The sequence below is a fragment of the Mesorhizobium sp. WSM4844 genome, assembly GCF_055811775.1.
The window spans coordinates 35365-55842 of sequence record NZ_JBVVQB010000047.1 but is presented as its reverse complement, the minus strand read 5'-3'; the positions used below and the strand labels follow the sequence as shown (position 1 = coordinate 55842).

Here is a 20478-nt window from a genome sequence, read left to right as displayed (position 1 = left end):
CCCACCGGCCGTGCAACCCGCGCCCGCGCCGCCGCGGCTAAAGTGGCGGGCGGGGCGTGGAAAGATTGGGCGGCGCGCGACCCGGCGCCGCGCGAGCCGGCGCGGTAGCGCTGAGCCGCCCACGCCAAAGGGCTGCGCCGGCCATATACACAACGCCAGCGACAATGAGCAACGCGCCAATGAGGACGACAGCCATTTCTCCTCACTCTTCTTTAAGCTCCTGCGCCTGGGACAGCAGCTTCAAGGGCTGATAGCGAGGCGTTCGCGACGTCGCTCGCCTCGCCCGCTGAGACAGAACGGTCAAGACGCCGGCAGGTTCCCGCTAGAGCGGGATGCGTCCAACTTGAACTAATTGAACTATCAGCGAATTGGCGACAGATCTGTCAGCCGAAGTCCGAAGGCGGCACCTTCTCGCCTTCGCGCTTGGCGCGCCTGGAATAGGCGCGGATGCTGAGCGGCAGGAAGAGCAGATAGCCGGCAACCGACGCCGTCAGCGTGTACCAGGGATAGGTCATCAACAGCAGGATGTAGAGGACGACACCGAGGATGATCGGCAGCACCTTGTCGCCCGGGACTTTCAGGCTTTTTCCGGAATAGACCGGCAGCCGGCTGACCAGCAGGAAGGCTATCAGAACGGTGAAACCGGCGGCGATGAAGGCGGCAGGGCGGGACGGCTCCACACCAAGCCGCAGGAAGTAGAGGTAAAGCGGCAGCATCACCAGCACGGCGCCCGCCGGCGCCGGCACGCCGACGAAATACTCGGTCTGCCACTGCGGGCGATCAGTTTCTTCGTCGAGCACGTTGTAGCGAGCGAGTCTCAGCCCGCAGGCGATGGTGAACAGCAGCGCGGCAATCCAGCCCGGCGAGCCGGCCTGGTCGAGCAGGAAGGCATAGAGCACCAGCGCGGGTGCTACGCCGAAATTGACGATGTCGGCCAGCGAATCCATCTGCGCGCCGAATTTGGACGTCGCCTTCAGCATGCGTGCCAGACGGCCGTCGATGCCGTCGAGGAAGGCGGCCAGCAGCACCATCACCACTGCCGGCTCGAAACGGCCTTCGAAGCCGAAGCGGATGCCCGAGAGGCCGGCGCAGATGGCGAGCACTGTGACAAGATTGGGCAGCACCATGCGCATCGGAATTTCACGGATGCGCGGGCCGCCGCTGCCATGCGCCTCGAATTTCTTGAACGGCGCGCCCACGGCTCAGGACACCCGCACGAGCGGCGTTGCGGCAACGCCGCCGAATTCGGCCAGTATGGTTTCACCGCCGACCGCAGTCTGGCCGACGGCGACACGCGGCGTTGCGGTCGACGGCAGGAACACATCGACGCGCGAGCCGAAGCGGATCAGCCCGAAGCGCTCGCCGATGCCGATCGTGCCGCCGGTCTCGGCCCAGCAGACGATGCGCCGCGCCACCAGGCCGGCGATCTGCACCGCGGCCACCGTGCCGTTCGGGCTGTCGATGACCAGGCCATTGCGCTCGTTGTCGGCACTCGCCTTGTCAAGTGCGGCGTTGAGGAACTGGCCGGGCCGATGCTCTATCCTTGTGATGCGGCCGCGCACCGGAGCCCGGTTCACGTGGCAGGAGAAGACGTCCATGAACACCGAGATGCGGGTCATCTCGCCGCCCCCGAGGCCAAGTTCGCGCGGTGGCACTGCCGGACCGACCGCCGTGATGATGCCGTCGGCCGGGCTCACCACCAGCCGGTCGTCGACCGGCGTGACGCGCTCGGGATCGCGGAAGAAATAGACGCACCAGGCCGTCGCGATGAGGCAGACCCAGAACAGGATCGAAGAGAAATAGCCGAGGAAAAGCGTCACCGCTGCGAAGGCGGCGATAAACGGATAGCCTTCGCGATGGATCGGAACCAACGTTTTCTTGATCGTGTCGACGAGGTCCATGGAATGGAAACAGCCTAGTTTCAGGTCCGGCCTCAATAGCGGAAACACCCTGTGGCCGCAACGCGACAATGAGGGAACGCCGGATCCGGCGTTCTCGTCCGCATTAGCCGATCGCGGGCGCTGGAAGGGGTCCAATGAGCCTGTCCAAAAAAGCATGACTGGTGTCGGGGCGAACCGGCCTCAGGCGTCCTTGGAGATACGGGCCTTGTCAAAGCGCCCGCCGAACGAAAGCTGGAGGCAACAAATGCTGTCACGGAAATCAGCAGCAAAGGAAGCGCGGGTCGTGATGAACGGTCTGGCGTTCGGCGAATCGCCGCGCTGGCATGAAGGCAGGCTTTGGATCTGCAACTGGGGAACCGGCCAGATCATCGCCGTCGATGCCGACGGCAACAGTGAGGTCATGCTCACCGTGCCGGCCACCCTGCCCTATTCGGTCGACTGGCTGCCGGACGGTCGCCTGGTCGTCGTCTGCGGGCGAGAGGGGTTGGTGCTGCGGCAGGAAGCAGACGGGACGCTGGTCACCCACGCCGATCTGCGACACCTCTCAGGGAACACCTGGAACGAGATCGTCGTCGACGGGCGCGGCAACATCTACATCAATGGCGGCGGGCCAGAGCCGGTTCCCGGCCAGCATTTCGGCCCCGACACCATCGTGCTGATTGCACCGGACGGGTCCGTGCGGCAGGTGGCGGACAAGATCGCCTTCGCCAATGGGATGGCGGTGTCGCCTGACAACAAGACGTTGATCGTCGCCGAGTCCCACGCCAACAGGCTGACCGCCTTCGACATCGCCGCCGATGGCGGCCTTGCCAACCGGCGGCGATGGGCCGACCTCGGCAACGGCTTTCCCGACGGCATCTGCCTCGATGCCGAAGGCGCCATCTGGTATGCCGACGTCCCCAACCGGCACTGCGTGCGGGTGCGCGAGGGCGGGGCGATGCTCGACAGCGTCGATGCCGATCGCGGCTGCTTTGCCTGCATGCTCGGCGGCGCCGACGGCAAGACGCTGTTCATCGTCGCCGCCGAATGGCGCGGCTTCGAGCACATGATCAGCGATGCGCGCACCGGCCAGGTGCTCAGCATCGAGGCTTCCACGCCGGGCGCTGGCTGGCCGTAAGGGCTACGACACCTCGGAGGGGCGGCGGCGGACGACAACGCCGAACTCGTCGCGCTCGCGAGCAATGCGCAACCGCTCCTCGGCCTCGGTTGCCTCACGCTGGCGGTCCCACATCGACGCGTACAGGCCGGCCTTGCGCATCAAGGCGGCATGCGTGCCGCGCTCGGCGATCTGGCCGTCCTGCAGCACGATGATCTCGTCGGCCGAAATCACCGTCGACAGCCGGTGAGCGATGACGATGGTGGTGCGACCCTTGCTGACGAGGTCGAGCGCCGCCTGGATCTCCTGTTCGGTATGGCTGTCGAGAGCCGAGGTCGCCTCGTCGAGCATCAGGATCGGCGGCGCCTTCAAAATGGTGCGGGCGATTGCCACGCGCTGCTTCTCACCGCCGGACAGTTTCAGTCCGCGCTCTCCGACCATCGAACGGTAGCCGTCGGGCAGCCGCTCGATGAACGGCCCGATCTGGGCGAGTTCTGCCGCCTTGCGCACATCCTCCTCGCTGGCATCGACGCGGCCGTAGCGGATGTTGTAGGCGATGGTGTCGTTGAACAGCACGGTGTCCTGCGGCACCATGCCGATCGCGGCGCGCAGGCTCTGCTGAGTCACGTCGCGAATGTCCTGGCCGTCGATCAGGATCTTGCCGCCCTGGATGTCGTAAAAGCGGAACAGCAGCCGCGAAATGGTCGACTTGCCGGCGCCCGATGGCCCGACAATGGCAACCGTCTTGCCGGCCGGCACTTCGAAGCTGACGCCTTTCAGGATCTTGCGGTTGGGATCGTAGGAAAACTGCACGTCGCGGAACTCGACCTTGCCGGAGCCGACGACCAGCGGCCTGGCACCCGGCTTGTCGACGATCTCCTGCGGCACATCGAGCAGACCGAACATCTGCTCGATGTCGGTCAGGCCCTGGCGGATTTCGCGATAGATGAAGCCGATGAAGTTGAGTGGCACCGAAAGCTGGATCAGCATGGCGTTGATGAAGACGAAGTCGCCAACCGTCTGCGTGCCGGCCTGCACCTCCAGCGCCGAAAGGCACATGACGATAACCGTGCCGAGACCGAAGATAACGCCCTGGCCGAAGTTCAGCCAGCCGAGCGAGGTCCATATCCGGGTGGCGGCGGTCTCGTAGCGCGCCATCGAACGGTCGAAGCGCTCGGCTTCCATGCCCTCGTTGTTGAAATACTTGACCGTTTCGAAATTGAGCAGCGAGTCGATCGCCTTGGTGCTGGCATCGGTGTCGCTGTCGTTCATGTCGCGGCGAATGACGATGCGCCAGTCGCTCGCCCTGATGGTGAACCAGATATAGAGGCAGACCGTCACCGCCACCACAGCCACGTACTTCCAGCCATAGGTGACCGCGAATATGCCGGCTGTCAGCGCGAATTCGAGGATGGTCGGCAAGGTGTTGAGCACGGTGAAGCGGACGATCGTCTCGATGCCCTTGGTGCCGCGCTCGATGATGCGCGACAGGCCGCCGGTGCGGCGCTCGAGATGGAAGCGCAGCGACAATTGATGCATGTGGACGAAAGTGCGGAAGGCGAGCTGGCGCACCGCATATTGGCCGACGCGGGCAAACAGCGCGTCGCGCAGCTGGTTGAAACCGAGCTGCACCAGCCGCACGACATTGTAGGCGATGACCAGCATGACTGGCGCCAGCATGAAGGCCGGCAGCGGCGGCGCCGACTTGGCGTCACCAGCCAGCGCATCGGTCGCCCATTTGAAGAAGTAGGGACCGGCAACCAGCGTCAGCTTGGCGACGACCAGAAGCACGGTCGCCCACACCACCCGCGCCCGCAAATCGGCGCGGTCGGCCGGCCACATATAGGGCCAAAGATTGCGCAATGTCTTGAAGGTCGAGCCAGAATCGGCGGAGACGGTTTTTTCGGCCATTTTATCGCCTTTTCGTATTTCTTGTTGCTTGACCATGATCTTTACCGAAAACCGGCTTCCACGTTTCGCTGACGCGGCCTTCGTTCGGGATGATGGTCTAGCGGCCGGAGCAGCACGAATTGACCAGCGCGGCCAGCGATGCAGAAACATCTTCGAGCGCATCGCTGTCGACTTCATAGCGCGAGCGTTGCCGATCCGGCTGGTAGCGGACGAGCCCGGCATCGACCAGTATCTTCAGGTGCTGCGAAACGGTGGACTGCGCCAGGTCGAGATGGTCGACGACCTCGCGGCAGCAGCAGGAGCGGCTGGCCGAAAGGTGCCGGAGAATTTCGATCCGGGTCGGATGCGAAAGCGCGGCGAGCTTCGCGGCGACGGCCTGGCTGTCGGCGAAGCCGCAGGTCTTCTCGGTCAAGGGAGCGTTCATCGTCTATCGGCGATAGACGATGAATGAACTTTCCGCAAGAGCCCGCTAAAGAAGAAAAGGATTTCTAAAGCGCGTCGCGTTCGACCAACCTCATGCGACGCGCTTTAGTTTGTTGTTTTATGCATGTCGTTATCGCAAAACCGCTGCACACTTTTGCGCGACATGCATTAGTTGGCCTTTGTCGGGGCCGTCGTCATCTGGTCGCCCATCGCCTTGAGGTTGGCGGCTTCGCCTTCCTGCGATTTTCCGGGGACCTTGAACACCTGCCCCGGCCAGATGCGGTCGGGATTCCTGATCTGATCCTGATTGGCGAGGTAGATGGTCGAGTAGCGAACGCCTTGGCCGTAGACGCGCCGCGAAATCCGCCACAGCGTATCGCGGCGGCGGATGATAACGGCGCTGTCGGCGTGTTCGAGCTTCGGCGCCGCGGTCTCGGGCACTCCGGTCGGGGGCGTCGCAGCCGCCATATCGGCTGGCGCCTCGGCCGCGGGCGCCGCAGGCGTGGTTGCCGGCGCGGCCGGCTTTGCCTCGGCAGGCGCCACGGCGGCGATCGACTCGCCCGGATCGCGCTCGAACGGCACGGCGGCACGGGCCACCACCTTGACCCCGTCGGCATCGAGCGCATCGACGTGGATCGTGTAGGTGCCGACCGGAATGTTGCGCGTCGCCTCGACCAGGAAATGGCCGTCGGGCGAAGTCTTCGCGTCGCCGAGCAAGATATCGTTGGCATAGGCGCGTACCTTGCGGCCGGGGTCGGCGAGCCCGGCGACGAAGATCTTGTTGCCGTCGATCTCGATCGCTTCGACGACGACCTTTGGCCCTGCAGCTGGTGTCGCTGGTGTGGCCGGCCCGCCCGGAGCGGGCGCGGGGACGGCTTCGACGGTGGCCGGCGCCGTGGCAGCCGGTGCGGCTGGGGCTGGTGCTGCGGCAGCGGGGTCCTCGGCAGCGGAGTCCTCGGAAGCCGGGGCGGCCGCCTTGTCGCCGGCAGGCGGCGATTCAGGCTTTGTCTCGGGTGTAGGAACGGTGAGCAATTCGGAGGCCTTGCCCGGCTCCTCGATCATCGCCAGCACCTGGCCAGCAGGACTCTTGGGAATCGAGACGATAGCCGTCTGCGCCGAGGGGGTCACGACATTGCCGGTCATCGAGCGCAGCGCGATCGTGTAATCGCCGGGTTTCAGCGCATCGTCGAGAACGATGGCAAAAGCGCCATCGGCACCGGCGACCGTCGAGCCGAGAACCGTCGAACCGTTGAGAATCTCGACCTTGGCGTTGGGTGCGGCTTTGCCGGCGACGACAATAGAGCCCTTGATCTCGACCCGAACGATGTCGAAAGTCGGCGCAATCGCATCGGCCGTGGCCGGCGCTGCCGGTGCCATCGCACCAGCGGCAGGCGCCGGCGGAGGCGGTGCATCGGTCACGGGTTCGGCCGGCGTCTCCACCGGCGGCGTCAGCGATGCCACTTCCGCCGGCGGCGTGCGATTGAGATACGGATCGAGCGCGCCCGACACATAGGCGGTTCCCGCCGCGGCGACGGAGCCGCCGACGACGAACAAAAACGCCTTCAAAGGATTAATTGCCATATTTCCCTGCCCTTAGCCACCTAATGCGGTCTAGCCTGTTTTGCCCAAGGCGACAAGAACAAGGGGGACCGACAGGAAAAAGGGCCGACACGAATAAACGGGGCCGACAAGAAAAAACCCGCCCGGGCTTGACCGCGAATAAAGACCCAATCACCAATCATCTCATGAACACGATTCGATCCATCTGCGTCTATTGCGGCTCGTCTCCGGGCCGCGATGTAACCTATGCCAAGGCCGGACACCTGCTTGGGCGTTCGATCGCCAAGTCCGGCCTGCGTCTGATCTATGGCGGCGGCACCAGGGGCATCATGGGAGCCGTCGCCGAGGGCGCAATGCGGGCCGGCGGCAAGGTGACGGGGATCATTCCGCGCTTCCTGATCAACAGGGAGGCCACCGAAACCGCGCTTGACCGGCTTGACGAGCTCGTCATCACCGAAAACATGCACGAGCGCAAACATACGATGTTCGAGAAATCCGACGCGTTTGTGGCGCTTCCGGGCGGCATCGGCACTGTCGAGGAAATCATCGAGATCATGACCTGGGGCCAGCTCGGCCATCATCGCAAGCCGATCGTCTTCGGCAACGTTGGAGGATTCTGGGACCCGATGCTGGCGCTGCTCGACCATATGATGGCCGAAGGCTTCATCCACACCGCGCAGCGGGTCAGGCCGCTGGTGGTCGACGATCCGGAAGCGATCGTCGCTGCCATCATGGTCGCGGGATCGTCGGTCGACGCACCGACCGAAGGCGTGCAGTCGGTGATCGACAAGCTTTAGGGTATAGGGGAGTAAGGGAGTAGGGAGTAGGGCCGGAAGTAGTGAATGCCGCGCTCATGAGGCATTATCTCTGTCCTATTCCCCTATTCCCCTATTCCCCTATTCCCCTATGACTGGCGACGCGATCATGACCATCCCTCTCAATCCAGACGGCAGCGATCTGTCGCCTTACCTGCCAGACGAGCACGGGCTGTTCTTCGTCTATTACTTCACCGCCGAAGGCGCGAGAACCAAAGACGCGACCGCCACACGCTGGACCTGGCGCAGCTACCAGCTTTCCGACATGCGCGCGCGCCACGAGATCGCCACCGAGCCGGCTTTGCCGCCGCCGGTGCGCGATGCCTTCCTGTCGGCCGGCCATGGCTGCCATATCGACCTCGAGGGCGACTGGCTCTACGGCGATTTGCCGGACCTGCGCCACGACTATTCGGCGGAGGCGCGCGGGCTTGGCCATTTCCGCTTCGCCTTCAACGACACGATGCTGATCGGCGGCCGCAAACAACCGCTGCAATCGGTCGACAAAATCCGCAAGGCGATCGACAACGGATCGCGAAAGTTCCGCTCTCCGGCAGAACTGATCGAGGCTGTCATGGGCCAGTCGCTCGACGGCATGACGACGGAACTCGCTGGCCTTGGCGACACGCTCGATGGCATCGAGGACCGCATCGTCTGCGATGCATGGCACAATGAGCGGCAGGCCCTGGTCGATGCGCGCCGGCAACTGGTGGTGATCCATCGGCAGATGGCGACGCTGACCAGCCTGTTCCGCCATCTCGACCATTCGCATCGCAATGACCTGCCGGACGCGATCAACGACATGGCGGCACGGCTTTCGCACCGCGCCCATACGTTGCATCATGACGGCGAGCAATTGCAAGCCCGCGCCCGGCTCTTGCAGGACGAGCTGATGGCCAAGCTGACGACGCAGTCGAACCAGTTGCTTTACATGCTGTCGGTGATGACCGCGGTGCTGTTGCCGATGACGATCGTCTCAGGCCTGTTCGGCATGAATGTCGGCGGGCTGCCGCTGGTCGACACGCCGGTGGGCTTTTGGGTGGCGTCGGCGATATCGCTCGCCGTCGCGGTGGTCGTCTATCTGTTCGTCAGGCGGCTGGGGCGCGGGATGTAGCGGCAACCGTTACAAGGTCGCGCGAAAATCCTCGATGACAGTGCCGGTGGCGCGCGCCTCCGCTTCGTGGTTCGGCTCGCGCCACTCCTCTGCAAGGGCTGCCGCGTACCATTCGCGCATCGCCGGCAGAGCCAGCAATCGCGCCGAATAGGCGGCAGCTGCGCCCTCGAAGGACAGTCCGTAGGACTGAACCCTAAACGCCACCGGGGCAAAGAAGGCGTCAACGGCAGTGAAGCGATCGCCAGCCAGGAACGGTCCGCCGAAGCGGCGAAGCCCGTCGTCCCAGAGATCGCCGAGGCGAAAAAGGTCGTGCTTCAGCGCATCCGACATCGGCACCGGCGCGACGCGGACACCGCAGTTCATCGGACAGGAGCCGCGCAAGGCGGTGAAGCTCGAATGCATTTCGGCCGCTGCCGACCGCGCCCAGGCTCGTGCCTTCGGCTCGGCAGGCCAGACGCCAGCGTGGCGCTCGGCCAGGTATTCGGTGATGGCGAGCGAATCCCAAACTGCCCAGCCGTCGTCAATCAGGCACGGTACGAGGCCACTGGGCGAGAGCGGCCGGTAGAGGCTCCAACTCGATCCGGTCGGAAACGGTGTCAGCCGCTCCTCGAAGGCGACGTCCAATGTCCGCATCAGCACCCATGGCCGCAGCGACCACGAGGAATAGTTCTTGTTTGCTATGTGCAGAACGTACATCGAAAATCCTCGCTCTAACGCATTGCCGGCCGGATCTCGCGGCCGCGGAACATCGACCAGGAATAGATCGCCAGCGCCGCCCAGATCAGGCCGAAGGCGATGGCCTGGGTGCTGCCGAAGGGTTCGCCGAAAATCAGCACGGCGATCAGGAACACAATGGTCGGCGCGATATACTGCATGATGCCGATGGTGGAGAGACGCAGCAGCTTGGCCCCGAAGCCAAACAGCAGCAGCGGTATGGCGGTGACCGGGCCGCAGCCGATCAGCAGTGCGGTATCGTTCAGGGAACTGGAGACGAAATGGTCCTGCCCGGTGACGATGAGGAAGATGATGTAGCCGAGCGCCGGCACCGACAGCAAAAGCACTTCAAGCAAGAAACCCTGGCTGGGACCGATCGGCAGCGTCTTGCGGAAGAAGGCGTAGGCGGCGAAGGAAAACGCCAGCACCAGCGACACCCAGGGCAGCTTGCCGGCGTCGATCGTCAGCACCGCGACCGCGATGGCCGCCAGCACCACCGCCGCGATTTGCAGCCGGTCGAGCCGTTCGCTGAGCAGCAGCGCGCCGACGACGACGCTGACAAGCGGGTTGATGTAGTAGCCAAGCGCAGTCTCGATGGTACGGTCGACCGCGATCGCCCAGACATAGATGCCCCAGTTGACCGAAATCAGCGCCGCCGTCAGCGCCGCCATGGAAATAATGCGCGGCGAACGCAACGCCGCTTTGAAATCCGCCGTGCGGCCGGCCCAGATCAAAACGGCCGCCGCGATCGGCACCGACCAGACGATGCGGTGCGCAATGACTTCGGCCAGCGGCAGATGTGCAACCGCCTTCATATAGAAGGGCAGCAACCCCCACAGGAGATAGGCGCCCAGCGCCAGCAGGAATCCACGCCGGGCCTTTGAGTCTGCTTCGAGCTGAATTGCGTCCGTGGCCATGGCCCAACGCTATGCGCCAGCCGCCGGGTCAAGACCATCGCAAAGTTCTGATGGATCAATGGACTTTCGCTGATGGTTCAATCCTACTCCGCCGCGACCAGCCCGGCCATTTCGCGGTTCTTCATCAGCTTGTAGACGATCGAATCCATCAGCGCCTGGAATGAAGCGTCGATGATGTTTTCGGAGACGCCGACCGTCCACCAGCGGGCGCCGGTCGCATCGTGCGATTCGATCAGCACGCGCGTGATCGCCTCGGTGCCGCCATTGAGGATACGCACCTTGAAGTCGGCAAGCTCGAGGTCAGCGATCTCGTTCTGGAACTTTCCAAGATCCTTGCGCAGCGCGATGTCGAGCGCGTTGACCGGGCCGTGCCCTTCCGCCACCGACATCTTCTCCTCGCCATCGACCAGCACCTTGACGATCGCCTCTGAGACCGTCTTCAGCTGGCCATTGGCGTCGAAGCGGCGCTCGACCATGCAGCGGAACGAGGTGACGCTGAAGAATTCCGGCAGGCCGTGCAGCATCTTGCGCGCCAGCAGCTCGAAGCTGGCATCGGCGCCTTCATAGGCATAGCCCTCGGCCTCGCGCTCCTTGACCACTGATATCAGCGCGTCCAGCCGGTGGTCGTCTTTCGGCATTTCGATGCCGCGCCGTTTCAACTCGGCGAGGAAATTGGCCTTGCCGCCCTGGTCCGAGACCATGACCCGGCGGCGGTTGCCGACCGCTTCCGGCGGCACATGCTCGTAAGTGGCCGGCTCCTTAGCCAGCGCCGAGGCATGGATGCCGGCCTTGGTGGCGAAGGCGGAAGCGCCGACATAGGGCGCCTGCGCTTCCGGCGCGCGGTTCAGCAATTCGTCGAAGGCGCGGGACAGGCGCGATATGCCGGCCAACGCTTCGGCCGAGATGCCTGTCTCGAAGCGGCTGGAAAAGGCCGGCTTCAGCGCCAGCGTCGGCACGATCGAGATCAGATTGGCGTTGCCGCAGCGCTCGCCGATGCCGTTCAGCGTGCCCTGGACCTGGCGCACGCCGGCCTCGACGGCGGCCAGCGAATTTGCCACCGCCTGGCCGGTGTCGTCATGGGCATGGATGCCGAGATGGTCCCCCGGTATGCCTGCCTCGATGATCGTCTCGACGATGGCGCGCACTTCCGACGGCTGCGTGCCGCCATTGGTGTCGCACAGCACCACCCAGCGCGCGCCGGCGTCGTAAGCGGTCCTGGCGCAAGCCAGCGCATAATCGGGATTGGCCTTGAAGCCGTCGAAGAAATGCTCGCAGTCGACCAATGCTTCCTTGGCCGAGCCAATCGCCGCTTCGACTGACGCCTTGATCGCCTCGAGGTTTTCCTCGTTGGTGCAGCCCAGCGCAACGCGGACATGGTAGTCCCAGCTCTTGGCGACAAAGCAGATGGCGTCCGACTTCGACTGGACCAATGCGGCAAGGCCTGGTTCGTTCGAAGCCGACACCCCTGCCCGCTTGGTCATGCCGAAGGCGACGAATTTGGCGGTTGCCGTGCGGTGCTTGGCAAAGAAGGCGGTGTCGGTCGGGTTGGCGCCGGGATAGCCGCCTTCGATATAGTCGACGCCGAACGCGTCGAGCAGTCCGGCAATGGCAATCTTGTCCTCGACCGAAAAGTCGATGCCTGGCGTCTGCTGGCCATCGCGCAGTGTGGTGTCGAAGAGATAGAGGCGCTCGCGGCCCATGATCATTTCCCCGCAAACTTATCCGTCGCCCGGATCAGCCGGTCGAGGATGCCCGGCTCCGAATAGGCATGGCCGGCGCCCTCGACCAAGTGGAAGTCCGCCTTCGGCCACGCCTTGTGCAGCGCCCAGGCGTAGCGCGCCGGGCACGGCATGTCGTAGCGGCCATGGACGATGGTGCCGGGGATGTCCTTCAACTTGAAGGCATCACGCAGCAGCTGCCCTTCCTCAAGCCAGCCAGCATGGACGAAATAATGGTTCTCGATGCGGGCGAAGGCCACGGCGTAATCGTCTTCGCCAAACCGGCTGCTGGTTTCCGGATCGGGCAACAGCGTGATCGTCTCGCCTTCCCACAGGCTCCAGGCGCGGGCGGCCTCGACCTGCGCCTTGCGGTCGCTGCCGACCAGCCGCTTGCGATAGGCGGCCATCATGTCGCCGCGCTCGCCCTCGGGGATCGGCGCCAGGAAGCGCTCCCATTTGTCGGGGAACATTTCCGAGACGCCGAACTGGTAATACCAGTCGAGCTCCGCGCGCGTCAGCGTGTAGATGCCGCGCACGACCAGTTCGCTGACCCGCTCGGGGTGCGTCTCGGCATAGGCCAGCGCCAGCGTCGACCCCCACGAGCCGCCGAACACCAGCCATTTGTCGAAGCCGCACATGTCGCGCAGGCGCTCGATGTCGGCGACCAGATGCCAGGTGGTGTTGGCCTCGAGCGAGGCGTTGGGCGTCGACTTCCCGCAGCCGCGCTGGTCGAACAGGATGACATCGTAAAGCTTCGGATCGAACAGCCGTCGGTGCTTCGGCGAAATGGTGCCGCCCGGTCCGCCATGCAGGAACACGGCCGGCTTGGCGCCCCTGGTGCCGGAACGCTCCCAATAGACCTGATGGCCATCGCCGACCTCGAGCATGCCTGAGTCGAAGGCCTCGATCTCCGGATAGAGGCTGCGCAGGTCATTGCTCATAATTTCAGGCCCTGCTGCGGCCAATTGGCCGTCTCGTGATCCGGATGCTGGAAGGAGATGATCGATTCCTGCCTTGTGTAGTAGTCAGGATCGTCATGGACCGGCGCGTCGAAGATCTTCTCCACCCAAGGCAGCCGGGCGGCGTAGTTGACCTGGATCTGCGGTGCGAGGTCGGAGCGATCGTCAAATGCGCCGATAGCGATCTCAAGCCCACCAGGCTGCCTGTAGGTCAACGGCGTGCCGCAGCGGCTGCAAAAGCCGCGATCGATGTTGACCGACGACTGGAAATAGCTCGGCTCCTCGCGCACCCATTCGACACCGTCCTTCGGCACCGTCACCAGCGCGCCGAAGAAGGAGCCGAACTGTTTCTGGCACATGCGGCAATGGCAGATGGAAGGGCGTCCAAGCGCCCCACGAATGCGGAAACGCACGGCGCCGCACTGGCAGCCGCCGGTTCGAACGGTTTCGGTCATGATCTTTCCTCCGGCGGCCATTGATCGGTGTCGTGGTCGGGGTGCTGGTAAGAGACGAGATCGGCGAGATAGGAGGACGACGAAACATCGGCCATCGTGTCCTCGCCAGGCAATTCGTGGATGTGATCGACATAGGGGAGTTTTGCTTCGGTGCCCCACTGGATGGTCGGCGCGATCTCCTCCGCATGGTCGAAGGCCGCGATGGCGAGTGCGATGCCGTCGGGCGCCTCGAAAGTCAGCGGCGTGCCGCAATCGGCGCAAAAACCGCGCCAGGCGGCGTTGGAGGAACGAAAGCGTTTGGGCGCGCCGCGCGTCCAGTCGAGTTTTGCGCCACGCACCGACACCAGCGGCAGGTAGAAATTGCCGCTTGCTTTCTGGCACATGCGACAATGACAGACGGAGGCGTCGCCCAGCGCGCCTTCGACACGGAAACGCACGGCGCCGCACTGGCAGCCGCCTGTGTAGACCGGTCTGTTATCCAGGCTCATCACTTCACTCCGGGGCATGGCAGACGGCTTCGACATTGTTGCCGTCGGGGTCGAAGACAAAGGCGCCATAGTAGTTCGCGTGATAGTGCGGACGAAGGCCCGGCCCACCATTATCCTTGCCGCCGGCGGCGATGGCGGCGGCGTGGAAGGCATCGACTTCAGCGCGGCTGCGCGCGGTGAAGGCGACATGCTGGCGGTCCTTCGGCTTGTCCTTGCCTTGATGCAGCCAGAACACCGGCCGGTCGCGGCCATAGCCGCCGACCTTGGCGCCACCGGTGTATTCCTGCGGCACCATGTAGAGCAGCGAGGCACCGAGCGGCGCCATCGCCTTGTCGTAGAAAGCTTTCGACACGTCGAAATCGGAAACGGTGATGCCAAGATGGTCGATCATCTTTTTACCTCCTTGCTGGTTCGCCGGCCGGCATTTCGGCAGCGGCCAGGCCGGCTTCGATGACGATGTGCTGGCAGACATTGTCGATGTCGCGAATGACGTCGTCGTTCCAGAAACGCAGGATGGTCCAGCCGCTGGCCTTCAAGTAGGCACTTCGTGCCTCGTCACGCTCGACGTTTTCGGGATCCGCGTGCTGGCTGCCGTCAACCTCGACGATCAAGCTGTGTGTCGAGCAAGCAAAGTCGATGATGTAAGGTCCGATCAGCACCTGCCGGCGAAAGCTCATCCCCATCAGACGATGGGCGCGCAATTCGTTCCAAAGCTTCAACTCGGCATCGGTCATCACACGACGCATGGATTTTGCATTCTTGCGCTGGCGCGATGGAACGAGGTCGTGACCCATCAAGCACCCTCGCCTTCATGATTGGCGAAAGCGTCGATGGCGGCCAATCTCCCCCCTTGCGGGGGAGATGTCCGGCAGGACAGAGGGGGGTGCGAAGGATCGCCAACATTCGATGTCTCCCATTCGCAACCGGAAACCAGCCCGAGGGCGTGGCTGCGATGGGTTGATAGGCCGGAGGGACAGCACCCCCCTCTGTCCTGCCGGACATCTCCCCCGCAAGGGGGGAGATCGGCCGTCACCGGCGCTTTCGCCAACCGCCCGCCAACCCCTCTCATCGCTTTACCTCCCACGTCGTCACGCGTTCACCGGTGGCGGGATCCTTGCCGTCCTTCAGTTGCACGCCTTGCGCCAGAAGCTCGTCGCGAATGCGGTCGGCCTGGGCCCAGTTCTTGGCGGCGATCAGTTCCAGGCGCCTGGCGATGGCCCTGGCGATGGCATCTTCATCAACCTTGGCCGGCGCAACGTCGAAGCCGAGGAACGACAGTGCCGCCTTCAGCGAAGCGGCAGCATGGTTGCCCGCGGCGGCGTTGCCGCCACCGGCAGCATTGGAATCCACAGCCTCGCCGGCCAGTTGCGTCAGCACCTGGAACGCGGAATAGGTTGCGAGATCGTCCGACAAGGCTTCCACCACTTCGACCGGCAATTGCTTGGCCGCCGCCGGTGCCAGGTCCGCCGCCCGCTTCCATTTGCGCAGCGTATTTTCCGCCTCTTCCAGCTTGCGCACGGAAAAGTCGATCGGCTCGCGATAATGCGTCATCAGCATCGCCAGCCTGAGCACCTCGCCCGGCCACTTGCGGCCGCCAAAGGTCTCCGTCTCCAGCAACTCGTTGATCGAGTAGAAGTTGCCCAGGCTCTTGGACATCTTCTGCCCCTCGACCTGCAGGAAGCCGTTGTGCATCCACACCTTGGCCATGACCTCGGTGCCATGGGCGCAGCGCGACTGGGCAATTTCGTTCTCGTGGTGCGGGAAGATCAGGTCGAGCCCGCCGCCATGAATGTCGAAGACCTCGCCGAGATAGGCGGCCGACATCGCCGAGCACTCGATGTGCCAGCCCGGCCGGCCCCTGCCCCACGGGCTGTCCCAGCCCGGCTCTTCCGGCGAGGACAGCTTCCACAGCACGAAATCGCCAGGGTTCTTCTTATGCGGATCGACGGCGACGCGAGCGCCGGCCTGCTGCTCGTCGAGATTGCGTTTCGACAATTGGCCGTAGTCCGGCATCGAGGCCGTGTCGAACAGAACTTCGCCTGCCGCAACATAGGCATGGCCGCGTTCGATCAAGCGTTGAATCAAGGAGATCATGTCGACTTTGCCATCTGCGCGCGGCTCGACGAATTCAGTGGCCCGCGGCTCGACCGTAGGTTGCAGGCAGCCGAGCGTCACCACATCCTTGTGGAACTGGTCGGCGGTCTTTTCGGTGACCCGCCGGATCGCCTCGTTCAGCGACAGCTTTCCCGAGGCAATCTCGGTGCCGAAATCGCGCAGTGCGCGGTCGTTGATCTTGTCGTCGACATCCGTGATGTTGCGCACATAGGTGACGTGCGCTTGCCCGTAGAGATGGCGCAGCAGACGAAACAGCACGTCGAAGACGATCACCGGCCGCGCGTTGCCGATATGGGCAAAGTCGTAGACCGTCGGGCCGCAGACATACATGCGCACATTGCGCGGATCGATCGGGAAGAAATCCTCCTTGGTGCGCGTCAGCGTGTTGTAGAGGCGCAGGCCCTTCGATGCGTCAGACATTCGTGCCTTCCCGGTCCGTTACTTTTTGGTTGGGGCCACTTGCGCCGAGACGCAAATCAGCCACCAGCCTGCTGGCCGGGGCGTTTGTCCACTCTAGAAGGAAGATAGGCGAAAACGTCCGGACCAGCGCGAAGCTAGCCAATAATGCAGATGCCACAAATGGCGAAAGACGTTCTCATGAGCGGCTTTATCGCCTCAGCCAGTGTTGCCGTCAAGTCGCAACTTTCGGCAAAAGAGTCGCTGGATCACAGGTAATGACGCGGTGAAACATTTTATTAAACATCTCGGCACAGTCATGAAACATTCACCGGCTAGATCAGCAGATGTCACGATTTGGTCGGATTCGACCAGCAAACGCGGACACGAAGACGTTACCAGGGAAGAGAAAGATGCCTCGAGCCAAGCAGGACTCCAGCAGCGCCAAGCAACCGGCGCTCGCCAGCCAATACCGGGCGATCGGCCCGGCCGCGATCGTCGCCGCCCTTCTCCACACAGCGAAGAAGAAGAAGCCGGTGCAGAAGATCACCTCGCCGCGCGCTGCCTGATGTGACGTGCGGCCGGCGGGTTCGCCAGGAAATGGCAGCGCCGGCAATGAAGGCGCTGAAGCGCCCCAGAAAATAGCAGCTACTGCTGAAACAAGCTCATCTGACTGTCGTCGGCGCCCGGCTTCCGGCGCCTGGCCTTCTTGAGCTCCGGCCACCTTTCCTGAATCTCCGGTCCGGTGTTGGCGACCTTGTTGACGAGGTCGGAAACCGGGACGGCCTCGAAGAAATCGAGTTGTGCCGGTCTGAGCAGGTCGGCCACGTCGCGCGGCTCGCGCGTGCGGCAATCCAGCCAGCGGGCGAAATCCTGCGGATCTATCACCACCGGCATGCGGTCGTGGATATGGGCAATGTCGGCATTGGCGTTGACGGTCAGGATGGCGCCGGTGTCCATCTCCGAGCCGCCCGGCTCGGCATAGGTCTCGATCAGTCCGGCGAAGGCGACAAGCCCGCCATGCTTCGGCCGCACCCAATAGGGCTGTCCCCGCTTGCCGCCTGATTGACGCCATTCGTAGAAGCCGGAAGCCGGCACCAAAGCGCGGCGGTGGCGCATGGCGGCGCGAAACGAGGCCTTTTGCGCGGCTCCCTCCGAGCGCGCGTTGAACAGCAAAGGAAACTCACGCGTGTCCTTCACCCACGCCGGGATCAGCCCCCAGCGCACCAGCATCGGCTGCCGGTCTGGAAGGTTCGAGCCTGGCGCCCGCGGCACGCCTGCAATCGCCATCAGCACCGGCTGCGTCGGTGCGATGTTGTAGCGGGGCGGGAAATCCTCCAGTTCTGGCAGACCGAGAAAAGCGGCGGCCCGGTCCGGCGTGGCGGTCAAGGCGAAGCGTCCGCACATAAGCTGAAACTCGTTGGATTGGTCGGATGTGAAGGTGGCGATGGAACCGGCGTTGCGCAACCGCTAATGCTTGCTCTCGCCGACCGATCCACAACCGGCTGCGGCAAATGGCGATCGGAGATCCATGGACGAGATGCGCAAAATACTCCCGGCTGTATCGGTCGCCATTGTCCGCGGCGACACGGTGCTGCTGGTCAAGCGGGCGCGGCAGCCTTCGCAAGGATTCTACGCGTTTCCAGGCGGAAAGGTCGAGGCCGGCGAAACGCTGGAACAAGCTGCGCAGCGCGAATTGCTGGAGGAAACCGGGTTGCATGCGCACAACTACCGCCGCCTTCGGGAAATCCACATCGACGGCGGCAGCGACGGGCACCCGGTCGACTATCTGCTGACGGTATTCGGCGCCACCTATGCCGGCGGCGAGCCAGTGGCCAGCGACGACGCCGAGACCGCCGCCTTCTATACACTCAGCGAAATGACGGCGCTGCCGATTGCCGCTTCGGTGTTTGCCGTTGCCGACGAATTGCTCAGGAATACAGGCGCGTAACCTCCAAAATCGCCTTGCAGGCGACAAATTGTTTGGCCACATAGATTTATGATCCGCGCATCGGTTTTCCTTGCAGCTTGCCTCGCCGCCAGTACGGCAATCGGGGTGCGGCCGGCCATGGCCGCCGAGTCGCCGTTCGAGCCGGGGCTGATGCGGCTGGCCGAGGTGCTTGGGTCGCTGCATTTTCTGCGTAATTTGTGCGGCGAGAAGGGCGACCAATGGCGGGTCGAGATGGAGAAGCTGATTGCTTCGGAAAACCCGAACCCGGAGCGGCGCGCCCGCTTCATCGCCAGCTTCAACCGCGGCTACCGCTCCTTTGGCGGCACCTACACACAGTGTACCGCCTCGGCGACCGAAGCCATCAGCCGCTACATGAAGGAAGGCGAGACGCTGTCGCGCGACATCGCCTCGCGCTACGGCAACTGAGCCTGGCTCCCCCCGCTTGTGTCCCGGCCCGCTTGTGTCCCGGCCCGCTTGTGTCTGGTGGCGTCTTGGTGCAATTGTTGTGTTGCACTTCTGCAACGGTGTTAACAAAACGTTACGGCACGGATGTGGAATTAACTCAAACTGAAGGTTTTCATCCCGCTCGCCGGCCTAATCGGCTAAGTTTTGAATCGGATCGAACGCAGGTTTGCAAAACGTGACGAACCCTTGTCGAAACGACCCCAGAAATGTCGTATTTACAAGTACTTACTTAACCTGCGAGTAAAAGGGACAGCCCAAGCCTGATCCGCATCCGCCGGATCGCCGCTTGAAAAGGGTGGACATCGCAATGGAACATGGCGTCAACGACATCGACGCGCTGGTCAGGGAAGAAAAGCGCCTGACTGCAGTGGAAAGCCACAGCGAGGCCTGGGCGGAAGGGCTTTCGGCCGGAATCGAGACGGAAATCATCGCCGAGGCGGCCCTCGAAACCGCGTTCGGCGAGATGCTGCGCGCCAATGGCGAGACCTCAGCCCTTGCCTTGCTCGACCGCATGCGTGAAAAGGTGATAGCTGGGGCCTTCGAGCCGGGACGGCTGCGGCACTGATTGGCATAAGGCTCTTCGATGACGGCGTGCCGCTTGGGCGTCATGCCCCGGGCACCTGGGCGGGCCTGGGCAGCTGGACGGAATCATGGAGAGGCAGGCGGTGAATTTTTCGACGTCAGGCCAGCCGCGTGGCTTGGCCCTCAGCATCCGGCTTGCCGCTTTTTGCGCCGCGTTTCCGCTGGCGCTTTGCCTCGCAATCAGCCCCGCCTATGCTTTGAGTGAAATCAAGCGCGAGGACCTGCCCTCGCCAGTCACGCCGCCCGCCGACGACGACATGTCGCCGCCCGGAACCGCGGTGCCGACGCCCGGCCCGCTCGGCGCGACGCCGCCTGCGGCGAGCCAACCGACGCCACCCGACGAACGGGAACAGGTCGAACCGGGCGGGCCAACAGACGATGGTGGCATAGCCAATCCGCAAGTCGACCCGGATGAACCCTTGCCCGAGGTCGTCTACGATCTCGGCAAGCTGCCGGAGCCGGTCAGGCGCATGCACGATTTGATTATCGGGGCCTGCAAGAGCGGCGATATCGAAAAACTCCGGCCGCTGATCGGCCAGGGCGATGCGATGACCCAATTGTCGCTGGCCGAGATCGAAGGCGATCCGATCACCTTCCTGAAAGGGCTTTCGGGCGACGCGGAAGGCCAGGAAATCCTCGCCATCCTGGAAGAGGTGCTCAGTGCCGGCTATGTCCATGTCGATGTCGGCACGCCGCAGGAGCTCTATGTCTGGCCATATTTCTTCGCGCTGCCGCTGGACAAGCTCGACGCCAGGCAGCGGGTCGAGCTGTTCAAGATCGTCACCGCCGGCGACTATGACAGCATGAAGCAGTTCGGCGCCTACATCTTCTACCGCGTCGGCATCACCCCGGATGGACAGTGGACGTTTTTCGTCGCAGGGGATTGAGCTGCCGTTGTGGT

General features: G+C 63.6%; 23 protein-coding genes. 8 read left to right on the top strand and 15 right to left on the bottom strand.

Annotated features, from left to right (window positions below; all coding sequences use genetic code 11):
• Positions 1-383: 383 nt before the first annotated feature.
• The gene (locus AC0L2A_RS27690; protein WP_023800727.1) at positions 384-1199 is read right to left on the bottom strand and encodes a CDP-alcohol phosphatidyltransferase family protein; all 816 of its coding nucleotides are present in this window, start codon (positions 1197-1199) and stop codon (positions 384-386) included.
• Between the two features lie 3 nt (positions 1200-1202).
• Complete coding sequence (locus AC0L2A_RS27685) at positions 1203-1901, bottom strand: phosphatidylserine decarboxylase (RefSeq protein WP_236371635.1); 699 nt, start codon at positions 1899-1901, stop codon at positions 1203-1205.
• A 244-nt stretch (positions 1902-2145) separates the two neighbouring features.
• Here AC0L2A_RS27685 and AC0L2A_RS27680 point away from each other — a divergent pair, with 244 nt between their 5' ends.
• On the top strand, positions 2146-3018 hold the full coding sequence (locus AC0L2A_RS27680) for an SMP-30/gluconolactonase/LRE family protein (protein ID WP_473611488.1): 873 nt from the start codon (positions 2146-2148) through the stop codon (positions 3016-3018).
• 3 nt (positions 3019-3021) lie between these two features.
• Here the strand turns inward: AC0L2A_RS27680 and AC0L2A_RS27675 are convergent, their stop codons facing one another.
• From AC0L2A_RS27675 to AC0L2A_RS27665, 3 genes are all read right to left on the bottom strand, one after another.
• Positions 3022-4908 (bottom strand): ABCB family ABC transporter ATP-binding protein/permease, encoded by a 1887-nt coding sequence (locus AC0L2A_RS27675; RefSeq protein ID WP_473611487.1) that lies wholly within the window; start codon positions 4906-4908, stop codon positions 3022-3024.
• Between the two features lie 97 nt (positions 4909-5005).
• The gene (locus AC0L2A_RS27670; RefSeq protein ID WP_473611486.1) at positions 5006-5332 is read right to left on the bottom strand and encodes an ArsR/SmtB family transcription factor; all 327 of its coding nucleotides are present in this window, start codon (positions 5330-5332) and stop codon (positions 5006-5008) included.
• Between the two features lie 167 nt (positions 5333-5499).
• Positions 5500-6912, bottom strand: coding sequence for an Ig-like domain-containing protein (locus AC0L2A_RS27665; protein WP_473611484.1), 1413 nt, complete (start codon positions 6910-6912; stop codon positions 5500-5502).
• A 164-nt stretch (positions 6913-7076) separates the two neighbouring features.
• Between AC0L2A_RS27665 and AC0L2A_RS27660 the strand changes: the two genes are divergently transcribed.
• Both AC0L2A_RS27660 and AC0L2A_RS27655 read left to right on the top strand, forming a co-directional pair.
• The gene (locus AC0L2A_RS27660; protein WP_027152697.1) at positions 7077-7688 is read left to right on the top strand and encodes an LOG family protein; all 612 of its coding nucleotides are present in this window, start codon (positions 7077-7079) and stop codon (positions 7686-7688) included.
• Positions 7689-7815: 127 nt separating this feature from the next.
• Positions 7816-8817: a transporter gene (locus AC0L2A_RS27655; protein ID WP_473611483.1), complete on the top strand. Its 1002-nt coding sequence runs from the start codon at positions 7816-7818 to the stop codon at positions 8815-8817.
• A gap of 9 nt (positions 8818-8826) precedes the next feature.
• Here AC0L2A_RS27655 and AC0L2A_RS27650 read toward each other — a convergent pair whose 3' ends face one another.
• From AC0L2A_RS27650 to cysS, 9 genes are all read right to left on the bottom strand, one after another.
• Complete coding sequence (locus tag AC0L2A_RS27650; RefSeq protein WP_473611482.1) at positions 8827-9513, bottom strand: glutathione S-transferase family protein; 687 nt, start codon at positions 9511-9513, stop codon at positions 8827-8829.
• A gap of 14 nt (positions 9514-9527) precedes the next feature.
• Positions 9528-10448: an EamA family transporter RarD gene (gene rarD, locus AC0L2A_RS27645; RefSeq protein ID WP_128170805.1), complete on the bottom strand. Its 921-nt coding sequence runs from the start codon at positions 10446-10448 to the stop codon at positions 9528-9530.
• An 83-nt stretch (positions 10449-10531) separates the two neighbouring features.
• Positions 10532-12148, bottom strand: coding sequence for a citramalate synthase (gene cimA, locus AC0L2A_RS27640; RefSeq protein WP_473611480.1), 1617 nt, complete (start codon positions 12146-12148; stop codon positions 10532-10534).
• Positions 12149-12150: 2 nt separating this feature from the next.
• On the bottom strand, positions 12151-13107 hold the full coding sequence (gene pip, locus AC0L2A_RS27635; protein ID WP_473611479.1) for a prolyl aminopeptidase: 957 nt from the start codon (positions 13105-13107) through the stop codon (positions 12151-12153).
• On the bottom strand, positions 13104-13580 hold the full coding sequence (locus AC0L2A_RS27630) for a GFA family protein (protein WP_287064385.1): 477 nt from the start codon (positions 13578-13580) through the stop codon (positions 13104-13106). Before AC0L2A_RS27630 ends, pip begins: the two co-directional genes overlap by 4 nt.
• Complete coding sequence (locus AC0L2A_RS27625) at positions 13577-14068, bottom strand: GFA family protein (RefSeq protein ID WP_091590504.1); 492 nt, start codon at positions 14066-14068, stop codon at positions 13577-13579. The genes AC0L2A_RS27630 and AC0L2A_RS27625 overlap by 4 nt, the downstream gene beginning before the upstream one ends.
• A 4-nt stretch (positions 14069-14072) precedes the next feature.
• On the bottom strand, positions 14073-14459 hold the full coding sequence (locus AC0L2A_RS27620; RefSeq protein WP_287215978.1) for a VOC family protein: 387 nt from the start codon (positions 14457-14459) through the stop codon (positions 14073-14075).
• A gap of 4 nt (positions 14460-14463) precedes the next feature.
• Positions 14464-14862, bottom strand: a complete 399-nt coding sequence (locus AC0L2A_RS27615) for an endonuclease domain-containing protein (protein WP_473611477.1) — start codon at positions 14860-14862, stop codon at positions 14464-14466.
• Positions 14863-15133: 271 nt separating this feature from the next.
• Positions 15134-16603 carry a cysteine--tRNA ligase gene (gene cysS / locus AC0L2A_RS27610; protein ID WP_473611476.1) on the bottom strand — a complete coding sequence of 490 codons (1470 nt, stop codon included), beginning with the start codon at positions 16601-16603 and terminating at the stop codon, positions 15134-15136.
• Between the two features lie 389 nt (positions 16604-16992).
• On the opposite strand from cysS, the gene AC0L2A_RS27605 reads away from it, so the two are divergent.
• Positions 16993-17148 carry a hypothetical protein gene (locus tag AC0L2A_RS27605; RefSeq protein ID WP_023800743.1) on the top strand — a complete coding sequence of 52 codons (156 nt, stop codon included), beginning with the start codon at positions 16993-16995 and terminating at the stop codon, positions 17146-17148.
• A gap of 79 nt (positions 17149-17227) precedes the next feature.
• Here the strand turns inward: AC0L2A_RS27605 and AC0L2A_RS27600 are convergent, their stop codons facing one another.
• Positions 17228-17986, bottom strand: coding sequence for an SOS response-associated peptidase (locus AC0L2A_RS27600; RefSeq protein ID WP_473611475.1), 759 nt, complete (start codon positions 17984-17986; stop codon positions 17228-17230).
• Between the two features lie 124 nt (positions 17987-18110).
• Here AC0L2A_RS27600 and AC0L2A_RS27595 point away from each other — a divergent pair, with 124 nt between their 5' ends.
• The 4 genes from AC0L2A_RS27595 (at position 18111) to AC0L2A_RS27580 (ending at position 20464) form a co-directional block, all read left to right on the top strand.
• Positions 18111-18530 carry an NUDIX hydrolase gene (locus AC0L2A_RS27595; protein ID WP_023800745.1) on the top strand — a complete coding sequence of 140 codons (420 nt, stop codon included), beginning with the start codon at positions 18111-18113 and terminating at the stop codon, positions 18528-18530.
• A gap of 48 nt (positions 18531-18578) precedes the next feature.
• A complete protein-coding gene (locus tag AC0L2A_RS27590; protein ID WP_473611473.1) occupies positions 18579-18956 on the top strand; it encodes a TIGR02301 family protein in 378 nt (125 codons plus the stop codon).
• A 346-nt stretch (positions 18957-19302) separates the two neighbouring features.
• Complete coding sequence (locus AC0L2A_RS27585) at positions 19303-19560, top strand: hypothetical protein (RefSeq protein WP_023800747.1); 258 nt, start codon at positions 19303-19305, stop codon at positions 19558-19560.
• A 100-nt stretch (positions 19561-19660) separates the two neighbouring features.
• Positions 19661-20464 carry a hypothetical protein gene (locus tag AC0L2A_RS27580; protein ID WP_287229971.1) on the top strand — a complete coding sequence of 268 codons (804 nt, stop codon included), beginning with the start codon at positions 19661-19663 and terminating at the stop codon, positions 20462-20464.
• Positions 20465-20478 lie beyond the last annotated feature (14 nt).

Coding starts and splice junctions, on each gene's coding strand:
- AC0L2A_RS27675 (WP_473611487.1), bottom strand. CDS start 4,908: ATGGCCGAAAAAACCGTCTCCGCCGATTCTGGCTCGACCTTCAAGACA.
- AC0L2A_RS27605 (WP_023800743.1), top strand. CDS start 16,993: ATGCCTCGAGCCAAGCAGGACTCCAGCAGCGCCAAGCAACCGGCGCTC.
- AC0L2A_RS27625 (WP_091590504.1), bottom strand. CDS start 14,068: ATGAGCCTGGATAACAGACCGGTCTACACAGGCGGCTGCCAGTGCGGC.
- AC0L2A_RS27655 (WP_473611483.1), top strand. CDS start 7,816: ATGACCATCCCTCTCAATCCAGACGGCAGCGATCTGTCGCCTTACCTG.
- cysS (WP_473611476.1), bottom strand. CDS start 16,603: ATGTCTGACGCATCGAAGGGCCTGCGCCTCTACAACACGCTGACGCGC.
- AC0L2A_RS27600 (WP_473611475.1), bottom strand. CDS start 17,986: ATGTGCGGACGCTTCGCCTTGACCGCCACGCCGGACCGGGCCGCCGCT.
- pip (WP_473611479.1), bottom strand. CDS start 13,107: ATGAGCAATGACCTGCGCAGCCTCTATCCGGAGATCGAGGCCTTCGAC.
- cimA (WP_473611480.1), bottom strand. CDS start 12,148: ATGGGCCGCGAGCGCCTCTATCTCTTCGACACCACACTGCGCGATGGC.
- AC0L2A_RS27670 (WP_473611486.1), bottom strand. CDS start 5,332: ATGAACGCTCCCTTGACCGAGAAGACCTGCGGCTTCGCCGACAGCCAG.
- AC0L2A_RS27665 (WP_473611484.1), bottom strand. CDS start 6,912: ATGGCAATTAATCCTTTGAAGGCGTTTTTGTTCGTCGTCGGCGGCTCC.
- AC0L2A_RS27685 (WP_236371635.1), bottom strand. CDS start 1,901: ATGGACCTCGTCGACACGATCAAGAAAACGTTGGTTCCGATCCATCGC.
- AC0L2A_RS27585 (WP_023800747.1), top strand. CDS start 19,303: ATGGAACATGGCGTCAACGACATCGACGCGCTGGTCAGGGAAGAAAAG.
- AC0L2A_RS27660 (WP_027152697.1), top strand. CDS start 7,077: ATGAACACGATTCGATCCATCTGCGTCTATTGCGGCTCGTCTCCGGGC.
- AC0L2A_RS27630 (WP_287064385.1), bottom strand. CDS start 13,580: ATGACCGAAACCGTTCGAACCGGCGGCTGCCAGTGCGGCGCCGTGCGT.
- AC0L2A_RS27680 (WP_473611488.1), top strand. CDS start 2,146: ATGCTGTCACGGAAATCAGCAGCAAAGGAAGCGCGGGTCGTGATGAAC.
- rarD (WP_128170805.1), bottom strand. CDS start 10,448: ATGGCCACGGACGCAATTCAGCTCGAAGCAGACTCAAAGGCCCGGCGT.
- AC0L2A_RS27590 (WP_473611473.1), top strand. CDS start 18,579: ATGATCCGCGCATCGGTTTTCCTTGCAGCTTGCCTCGCCGCCAGTACG.
- AC0L2A_RS27595 (WP_023800745.1), top strand. CDS start 18,111: ATGGACGAGATGCGCAAAATACTCCCGGCTGTATCGGTCGCCATTGTC.
- AC0L2A_RS27650 (WP_473611482.1), bottom strand. CDS start 9,513: ATGTACGTTCTGCACATAGCAAACAAGAACTATTCCTCGTGGTCGCTG.
- AC0L2A_RS27615 (WP_473611477.1), bottom strand. CDS start 14,862: ATGGGTCACGACCTCGTTCCATCGCGCCAGCGCAAGAATGCAAAATCC.
- AC0L2A_RS27620 (WP_287215978.1), bottom strand. CDS start 14,459: ATGATCGACCATCTTGGCATCACCGTTTCCGATTTCGACGTGTCGAAA.